Origin of the sequence: uncultured Lutibacter sp., assembly GCF_937891065.1 — a bacterium.
Lineage (GTDB): Bacteria > Bacteroidota > Bacteroidia > Flavobacteriales > Flavobacteriaceae > Lutibacter.
In genome coordinates, this window is sequence record NZ_CALAEQ010000069.1 from 1 (window position 1) to 9,289 (window position 9,289).

The 9,289-nt window shown below is 30.0% G+C and carries 10 protein-coding genes and 1 pseudogene; 4 read left to right on the forward strand and 7 right to left on the reverse strand.

Annotated features, from left to right (window positions below; translation table 11 throughout):
- The 6 genes and pseudogenes from Q0352_RS04190 to Q0352_RS04215 form a co-directional block, all read right to left on the reverse strand.
- A pseudogene (locus tag Q0352_RS04190) lies at positions 1-140 on the reverse strand (UDP-3-O-(3-hydroxymyristoyl)glucosamine N-acyltransferase); the annotation flags it as partial.
- Between the two features lie 5 nt (positions 141-145).
- Entirely contained in the window at positions 146-712 is a 567-nt protein-coding gene (gene efp, locus Q0352_RS04195) for an elongation factor P (RefSeq protein ID WP_299524116.1), read from the reverse strand.
- A 63-nt stretch (positions 713-775) separates the two neighbouring features.
- Complete coding sequence (gene lpxA, locus Q0352_RS04200) at positions 776-1,558, reverse strand: acyl-ACP--UDP-N-acetylglucosamine O-acyltransferase (protein ID WP_299524119.1); 783 nt, start codon at positions 1,556-1,558, stop codon at positions 776-778.
- 6 nt (positions 1,559-1,564) lie between these two features.
- The gene (locus tag Q0352_RS04205) at positions 1,565-2,956 is read right to left on the reverse strand and encodes a bifunctional UDP-3-O-[3-hydroxymyristoyl] N-acetylglucosamine deacetylase/3-hydroxyacyl-ACP dehydratase (RefSeq protein WP_299524123.1); all 1,392 of its coding nucleotides are present in this window, start codon (positions 2,954-2,956) and stop codon (positions 1,565-1,567) included.
- On the reverse strand, positions 2,953-3,990 hold the full coding sequence (gene lpxD / locus Q0352_RS04210; protein ID WP_299524126.1) for a UDP-3-O-(3-hydroxymyristoyl)glucosamine N-acyltransferase: 1,038 nt from the start codon (positions 3,988-3,990) through the stop codon (positions 2,953-2,955). Before lpxD ends, Q0352_RS04205 begins: the two co-directional genes overlap by 4 nt.
- Before the next feature lie 35 nt (positions 3,991-4,025).
- Complete coding sequence (locus Q0352_RS04215) at positions 4,026-5,255, reverse strand: HD domain-containing protein (RefSeq protein ID WP_299524129.1); 1,230 nt, start codon at positions 5,253-5,255, stop codon at positions 4,026-4,028.
- Between the two features lie 38 nt (positions 5,256-5,293).
- Here Q0352_RS04215 and Q0352_RS04220 point away from each other — a divergent pair, with 38 nt between their 5' ends.
- The 4 genes from Q0352_RS04220 to Q0352_RS04235 all read left to right on the forward strand — a co-directional run bounded on the left by Q0352_RS04220 (position 5,294) and on the right by Q0352_RS04235 (position 8,959).
- Positions 5,294-6,844 (forward strand): bifunctional response regulator/alkaline phosphatase family protein, encoded by a 1,551-nt coding sequence (locus Q0352_RS04220; protein WP_299524132.1) that lies wholly within the window; start codon positions 5,294-5,296, stop codon positions 6,842-6,844.
- An 85-nt stretch (positions 6,845-6,929) separates the two neighbouring features.
- Positions 6,930-7,394: a tRNA (adenosine(37)-N6)-threonylcarbamoyltransferase complex ATPase subunit type 1 TsaE gene (gene tsaE, locus Q0352_RS04225; RefSeq protein ID WP_367274589.1), complete on the forward strand. Its 465-nt coding sequence runs from the start codon at positions 6,930-6,932 to the stop codon at positions 7,392-7,394.
- On the forward strand, positions 7,387-8,589 hold the full coding sequence (locus tag Q0352_RS04230; protein ID WP_299524133.1) for an alanine dehydrogenase: 1,203 nt from the start codon (positions 7,387-7,389) through the stop codon (positions 8,587-8,589). Before tsaE ends, Q0352_RS04230 begins: the two co-directional genes overlap by 8 nt.
- A 1-nt stretch (position 8,590) precedes the next feature.
- Positions 8,591-8,959 (forward strand): hypothetical protein, encoded by a 369-nt coding sequence (locus Q0352_RS04235; protein WP_299524134.1) that lies wholly within the window; start codon positions 8,591-8,593, stop codon positions 8,957-8,959.
- On the opposite strand, the gene Q0352_RS04240 is transcribed toward Q0352_RS04235, so the two are convergent.
- Positions 8,949-9,289: TrmH family RNA methyltransferase (locus Q0352_RS04240; RefSeq protein WP_299524135.1), on the reverse strand; the 341-nt coding region annotated here is incomplete at its 5' end. The genes Q0352_RS04235 and Q0352_RS04240 overlap by 11 nt on opposite strands.

A 9,289-nucleotide genomic window follows, 5' to 3' on the forward strand; every position in this document is an offset into this window, starting at 1 on the left:
TGATCTACGAAAACTATATCTCCTGCTTCAACAACATGAATTTCATTACATCCTGTTATTGGAAAATTAGCTGGACCAACAGGATTTGCGCCTATTAATTCTGCTATTTCTTCTAAACTATATATACGAGGAAACTTCATAAAAATTATTCTTTAACTCGCTCTAAATAAGCACCTTTTGCAGTATCAACTTTAATTTTATCACCTTCATTAATAAATAAAGGAACATTTATAACTGCTCCAGTTTCTACTGTAGCTGGTTTTGTTGCATTTGTAGCTGTATTTCCTTTTACACCTGGCTCAGTATGAGAAATTTCTAAAACTACACTTGCAGGCATATCCACAGAAAGTGGCATGCTATCTTCAGTATTAAAAATTACTGTTACAATTTCACCTTCTTTTAAAAGATCTGGAGAATCAAGAGTTTCTTTTTGCAAAGCAATTTGATTATAATCATCTGTATTCATAAAGTGAAATGTATCACCTTCAGGGTATAAAAATTGATATTTACGAGTTTCAACTCTAATATCTTCAATTTTTCTTCCCGCTGGAAATGTATTGTCTAATACTTTTCCTGATGTTAAACTTTTCATTTTAGTTCTAACAAAAGCAGGCCCTTTACCTGGTTTTACGTGTAAAAATTCAATAACTTTAAAAATATCATTATTATATCTTAAACACAATCCATTTCTAATATCTGATGTAGTTGCCATATTTTCTTATTTTAAGCTGTTAGCTTTTATGTATTGTTACTATTTTTCTTTTTATTAATTAAATTAACTACCGGTATAACCTTTCATTATTCCTCTTTGAGAATTTTTAATAAAAAGTATTATTTGATCTCTTTCATTTGTTGCTTCCATCTCAGCTTCAATTTTTTCTAAAGCTTGTGTGGTATTGTAATTTTTTTGATATAATAATCTAAATATATTTTGAATTTCTCTAATTTTTCCAGTATCAAAACCTCGTCTTCTTAGTCCTATTGAGTTTATACCAATAAAGGATATTGGTTCTTTACCTGCTTTTGCAAATGGAGGAACGTCTTTTCTAACTAAAGAACCTCCTGATACCAATGCGTGATCACCAATATGAATAAACTGATGTACAGCTACTAAACCACTTAAAATTGCATAATCTCCAATTGTTACATGACCTGCTATAATTGAACCATTGGCTAAAATACAATTATTACCAACTACACAATCATGCGCAACATGTGAAGTTGCCATAATTAAACAATTATCTCCAATTTGAGTTTTCCCAAGTGCTTTTGTACCTCTATTAACAGTTACACACTCTCTAATTGTGGTATTATCACCAATGATAGCTAAAGAATCTTCACCATCAAATTTTAAATCTTGAGGAATTGCCGAAATAACTGCTCCTGGAAAAATTCTGCAATTTTTACCAATTCTGGCGCCTTCCATTATTGTTACATTAGAACCAATCCAAGTTCCAGAACCAATAATTACATCATTATGAATTGTTGTAAAAGGTTCTACAACTACATTGGTAGCTATTTTAGCCCCTGGGTGTATATATGCTAAAGGTTGATTCATTACTTTTTAAGGTTTTCTGGCTATTTGAGCCATTAATTCTGCTTCTACTACTAATTTACCATTTGCATATCCACAAGCCTGCATATGGCAAATCCCTCTTCTTATAGGACTTATAAGTTCAGCTCTAAATATTAAGGTATCACCAGGTAATACTTTTTGTTTAAATTTTACTTTATCCATTTTCATGAAATAAGTAAGGTAATTTTCAGGATCAGGTACCGTATTTAATACTAAAACACCACCACATTGTGCCATTGCTTCAACTTGAAGTACTCCTGGCATTACTGGAGCATCAGGAAAATGTCCTTGAAAAAAAGGTTCATTCATAGTCACATTTTTCATCCCAACAACATGGCTGTCTGAAAGTTCCAATATCCTGTCAATTAATAAAAAAGGAGGTCTATGAGGAAGAATATTCATAATTTGATGAATATCCATTAATGGTGGCTGGTTTAAATCGTACGTTGGTACATTATTTCTTTTTTCTTGCTTAATTATTTTTTGCAATTTTTTAGCGAAGACAGTATTTACCATATGCCCCGGTTTATTTGCTATAACTTTACCTCTAATTCTTGTACCCACTAAAGCTAGATCACCAATTACATCTAATAATTTATGACGTGCAGCTTCGTTTGCCCAACGTAATGTAAGATTGTCAAGAATTCCATTCGCTTTTACAGTTAAATTCTCCTTATTAAATGCCTTTTTTAATTTATCCATAGTTTCTTTAGATATTTCTTTATCTACATAAACTATAGCATTGTTTAAATCGCCTCCTTGAATTAAATTATTATCTAAAAGCATTTCTAATTCATGCAGGAAACTAAAAGTTCTTGCATCTGCTATTTCATTTTTAAAATCAGATAGTGATTCAAGTGTTGCATTTTGTGTACCTAATACTTTAGTCCCAAAATCTACCATAGTAGTAATTTGAAATTCATCAGCAGGCATTAATATTATTTCACTTCCAGATTCTTCATCCTTATATGAAATGATATCCTTTACTATATATTCTATTCGGTCAGCTTCTTGTTCAACTATTCCTGCTTTTTCAAGAGCTTCGATAAAATGTTTCGAAGATCCATCCATAATTGGAGGTTCTGGAGCATTTATTTCAATGCATATATTATCTATTCCTAAAGCAACAACTGCAGCTAAAACGTGTTCTGATGTATTTACAAAAACTCCACGCTTTTCAAGATTTGTACCTCTTTGTGTGTTTATAACATATTCTGCACTAGCCTCAATTTTAGGCTCTCCTTCTAAATCAATTCTCACAAAAGCATAGCCGTAATTTATCGGTGCTGGTTTAAAAGTCATAGTAACTTTATTACCAGTATGTAAACCAACACCTGATAGTGTTACTTCATTTCTAATTGTTTTTTGTTTACTATTCATTTTAAGTCTTTTAATTCTTTTATTTCTTTTTCTAACGAATTTAATTGTGCGACTAATTCAGGCAATTTTTTAAAATAAACGTATGATTTATTATAATCAGAATAACCAATTGCTGGAGTTCCCTGAATAATGTCATTATCTTTAATTTTTTTCCCTACACCCGATTTAGCTTGAATGCGCACATTGTTTCCAATTACTAAATGACCTGCAATACCAACTTGCCCACCAATCATACAATTTTCACCAATTTTAGTTGAACCTGCAATTCCTGTTTGGGCAGCTATAACTGTATTTTTGCCAATTTCAACATTATGCGCTACTTGAATTTGGTTGTCTAACTTTACTCCTTTTCTAATAATTGTTGAACCTAATGTAGCTCTATCAATAGTTGTAGCAGCTCCAACATCAACATTATCTTCAATAATAACATTTCCTATTTGTGGTATTTTATTGAAAACACCTTCTGCACTTGGTGCAAAACCAAATCCATCAGCACCTATTATAGCTCCTGAATGTATTGAACAGTTTTTACCAATTACGGTTTCAGAATAAATTTTTGCACCTGCAAATATAGTTGTGTTAGAACCAATTGTAACATTATCACCAATATACACATTTGGATAAATTTTCACATTATCTCCAAGTTGTACATTATTGCTAATATATGCAAAAGCTCCTAAATATAAATTTTCACCTATTTTAGCTGTGTCACTTATAAACGATGGGGATTCAATTCCTGTCTTATTTAATTTAACTTCATTATAAAATTCTAAAAGCTTAGAGAATGAAGCATATGCATCTTCTACCTTTATAACTGTTGTCTCAATTTTATTCTCAAGAACAAAATCTTTATTTACAATAACTATAGTAGCTTTTGTAGAATAAAGATGTGGCGTGTATTTAGGATTAGAAAGGAATGTTAAAGATCCTTCTTCTCCTTCTTCTATTTTTGAAAGTTTATAGACTTCGGCATTTTCATTTCCATCTATTTCACCGTCTAAAATTTCTGCTATTTGATTTGCTGTAAATTTCATTTAATTGCAAAAGTAAAAAAAAAGTTTATCACTACCTATTTCTTTGGATAGCATATATAATACTTATATACGGTATTAGACAATGCATGTAGATTTAAGTGGTCTGAAGCCTCTGTGACATCCTTTATTTTACCATTTTTATATAAAATTTGAATATTATTTTTTGTTGCATCATAAGCTTGATTTTGAATTTTACCATGGTATACGAAATACGCTAATTCTGAATCATTTAAATTAAATTTTTTCTTGACTTTTTGCTTTATTTTAGCAATTTCCTCTGTCGAAAATGGTTCTTTTTGAAGAATAACTTTAGGCAATATTCTATTAATTAAACTCTCAGATAATTTTGAAATTATCTTATCATCATATGAAATCCATTCTTTTATTGCTGAAAAAACGTCATAATCATCTAATTTAGCAAACGTTTTAAGAGTTTCTAATGTAAAATTTTCTTCATTTATTTGATGATTCAAGAAGTATGTAAATGCTTTACTTGCGGGCAATTTTTCACCTGCTAATGATAATTCTTTTGCTCGAATTAAAATTTTCCCTAATAATTTTTCAGCGACTAACCCAGTTTTATGCAAATATACTTGCCAATACATTAATCTTCTGGCTACAATAAATTTTTCGACAGAATAAATTCCTTTTTCTTCAATAACCAAATTATCATCTTTTACATTTAACATGGCTATTAATCGTTCAGAACTTATATTACCTTCAGCAACTCCTGTATAAAAACTATCTCTATTTAAGTAATCCAATCTATCCATATCTAACTGACTTGAAATCAATTGATATAAAAACTTACGATGATATTTTTCTGTAAATATGGTAATTGCTAAGGTAAGTTGCCCATTAAACTCATCATTTAAAGCTTCCATAAATTTTAATGAAATGGTTTCATGATGAATTCCTGTAACAATACTTTGTTCTAATGCATGTGAAAAAGCTCCGTGACCTATATCATGCAAAAGAATCGCAATATTAAGAGCATTGGCTTCTTCTTCAGAAATTTCAATTCCTTTAACACGTAGATTACGTACTGCTTTTTGCATTAAATGCATACTACCAATAGCATGGTGAAACCGTGTATGATGCGCCCCAGGATACACTAAATGTGATAATCCCATTTGTGAAATACGTCTTAAACGTTGAAAATAAGGATGATCAATCAAATCACAAATTAAAGTGTTTGGAATAGTAATAAAACCGTAAATTGGATCGTTTAATATTTTTAGTTTGTTCGCTTTTTTTTCGTTCAAAACAATTATTTTATAAATAGTTTAACAAATATAGTAATATGAATGATATAAAAATTTTATGGGTTGATGATGAAATAGATATTTTAAAACCTCACATTATTTTTTTAGAAAAAAAAGGATATACCGTTTCAACTTGTAATAATGGTGCCGATGCAATTGATATGTGTAATGAAAACAATTATGATATTGTATTTTTAGATGAAAATATGCCCGGATTAAGTGGTTTAGAAACATTGACAGAAATAAAAAGTAAGCAGGCAAACTTACCCATTGTTATGATTACCAAAAGTGAAGAAGAATATATTATGGATGATGCTATTGGTAATAAAATAGCTGATTATCTTATTAAACCTGTAAATCCACATCAAATATTATTGAGTTTAAAAAAGAGTTTAGATCATTCTCGCTTAGTATCAGAAAAAACAACTTCTAATTATCAGCAAGAATTCAGAAAAATAGCGATGGATTTAGCAATGGTAAATTCTTATGAAGAATGGATTGAAATCTATAAAAAACTGGTTTACTGGGAATTAGAATTAGAAAATATTAGTGATTCTGGTATGGTTGAAATACTTGAAAGTCAAAAACAAGAAGCAAATTCACTGTTTTTTAAATTTATAAAGAAAAATTACGCTCATTGGATTCAAAATAATGATGACGCGCCAATATTGTCCAATACATTATTCAAAAAAGTAATACTCCCTGCAATTAATCAATCAAACGGAACATTGCTAGTTGTTATTGATAATTTACGGTACGATCAATTCAGTATTATTGAAAAAACAATTACTAAATATTATAAGAAAGAAGAAGAAACTCCTTATTTCAGTATTTTACCTACCGCAACTCAATATGCACGTAATTCTATTTTTTCAGGATTAATGCCTTTAGAAATGGAACAAAAGCATCCAAATTATTGGAGAAACGACACAGATGAAGGTGGTAAAAATTTGTATGAAGAAGAATTTTTACAAGAGCAGTTAAAACGTCTTAAACTCAATATTAAACTTGGTTACCATAAAATTACCAATCTTAAATCTGGTAAACAACTTGCTGATAATTTCAATTCTATCAAAGAAAATGATTTAACAGTTCTAGTTTATAATTTTGTTGATATGCTTTCACATGCAAAAACTGAAATGGAAGTTATTAAAGAATTAGCTAGTGATGACAAGGCCTATAGATCTTTATCTAACAGTTGGTTTATGAATTCTCCATTGTTAGAAATGATTCAAAAAGCGCAAAATTTAGGCTTAAAATTAATTATTACAACTGACCACGGAACCATAAATGCTAAAGTTCCTTCAAAAGTAATTGGAGACAAAAACATAAGTTCAAATTTACGTTACAAAACAGGTAGAAGCTTATCCTATGAAGATAAAGAAGTGTATGCGGTAAAAGAACCTAAAGAAATTGGGTTACCTTCTATTTCTATAAATAGCTCATTTATATTCGCAAAAGAAGATTTCTTTTTTGCCTATCCCAACAATTTCAATCATTTTGTGAAATATTACAAAAACACTTATCAACATGGTGGAATTTCTTTAGAGGAAATGATCATTCCTTGTGCTATATTTGTACCCAAATAAAAAGTTCTTTTATAAAGTTTGTCACATTGAGCGCAGTCGAAATGTCTTAACAATTTAAGGTTTAAATTTCTCGACTCCGCTCGAAATGACAATTGAAATTACTTTTTTAGATAACTTTAAGATTACTTTATTTATGATTAAAAATTACTCGCTAAAACAATTACCCGAAATTGCCAATGAAATAATTCAATTTGCAAAGCATAAAGTCATCTTATTTTATGGAGAAATGGGCGTTGGAAAAACTACGTTAATAAAAGAGCTAGCAAAACAATTAGGCGTTTCTGATATTGTAAGCTCTCCTACTTTCTCTTTAGTAAACGAATATCATTCCGAAAAGGGTGCTAAAATATATCATTTTGATTTCTACAGAATTAACAAAGAAGAAGAAGCAATGGATATGGGAATTGAAGAATATTTTTATAGTGATAATTGGTGTTTAGTTGAATGGCCAAATAAAGTAGAAAATTTATTACCTTTAAAGTCAGTAATTATTACAATTACAACAAACAGCAATCAACAGCGAACTATAGAACTTATCAATAATGAGTAAAAAAGTAACGTCACCATTTAGCAGACAAGAATTACTGCCACAAGAAGAAACCTTAGAAATACAAAAAAGAAAAGGTGAACTTGTGATTGGAATTCCAAAAGAAACACATTATCAAGAAAAACGTGTTTGTTTAACACCTGATGCTGTTGCTGCTTTAACGGCTCAAGGGCAAAAATTTGTAATTGAGACAGGTGCTGGAAATGGCGCAAATTATTCCGATAATGAATATTCTGAAGCTGGTGCAAAAATCTCATATGATGTTAAAGAAGCATTTGGATGTCAAATTATTTTAAAAGTTGAACCACCTTCAATAGATGAAATTAAATTAATCAATCCACAAAGTGTTTTATTCTCTGCATTACAACTTAAAACTCAATCTAAAGATTATTTTGAAGCGTTGGCAAGCAAACGTATTACAGCTATTGCATTTGATTTTATTAGAGATGAGCAAGGTGTATATTCAATTGTAAAATCATTGAGTGAAATTGCTGGAACTGCTTCAATCTTAATTGCTGCTGAAATAATGTGTAAAGACAATGAGGGGAATGGATTATTATTAGGAAACATAAGTGGTGTTCCACCAAGTGAAGTTGTTATTTTAGGCGCAGGAACTGTTGGTGAATTTGCGGCTCGATCCGCTATTGGTTTAGGTGCAAATGTTAAAGTTTTTGACAATTCTATCACAAAATTGCGATGTTTACAACAAAATTTAGGAAGAGCAATTTACACATCCACCATACAACCAAAAACCTTGCAAAAAGCATTAATGCGCTGTGATGTTGCCATTGGAGCTTTAAGAGGAGTTAATAGAGCTCCTGTAATTGTTACAGAACTTATGGTAGAGCAAATGAAAGATGGTGCTGTAATTGTAGATGTTAGTATAGATAGAGGTGGTTGTTTTGATACTTCTGAAATCACAACACATAAAAAACCTACATTCGTAAAACATGGCGTAATACATTATTGTGTACCAAATATCCCATCAAGATATTCCAGAACAGCCTCAGTATCAGTTAGTAATATTTTTACTCCCTATTTACTAAACATTGCTGAAGAAGGTGGATTTGAAAATGCTGCTCGTTTAGACCGAAGTTTACAAAAAGGAATGTATTTTTACCACGGAATTTTAACCAATAAAACTGTTGCAGATTGGTTTAATTTACCTTTTAGAGATATTAATTTATTGTTTTTGTAAAATGACTTTTAAACAACGTTTACCTTATTTTTTAGGCGGATTAACCATTGGAATTATTGTGGTAACTTTCTTTTTAGGAAAGAAAGAAACTACATTTGACTATTTGCCAAACGCTAGAGTTTTAAAAAATATTAGAATTAAAGACCCTATTTTTTCTTCTGAAGTTTTAACACTTATCAATTCTAAAAAAATTGACAGTACTGCTATTTCTCAAATTTTAAAAAATGGAGATGTTGATATTCTGAATAAAATTAAATTAGACTCTTGTACTCAATACACTATAAAAGGTTCTAGAGATTTGAAAAATATCACATTAACGGTAATTAACTGTAAATCAATTGCTACCATTGAAAATATTGTTATTCAGTAGCGATCTCCGAGTAATAATACTCTTTTATTTTTTTTATGCTTTTAATAGATTTTTGAAGCCATTCTAAATATAATTCATTTTTTTCAGTTTCAGTTAACTGCCAATTCACATCAGATTTTTTAAGTTTTTCATTCATACTTTGAAGAATTATTGCTGTTGCAACTGAAATATTTAAACTTTCTGTAAATCCAACCATTGGTATTTTTAAAAATCCATCAGCGTTTTCCATTACATCTTTAGAAAGTCCTTCTTTTTCTACCCCAAAAAAGAACGCCGATTTTTGTGAAATATCAAAATCTTGTAACAAGCAAGACTCATTATGAGGTGTAG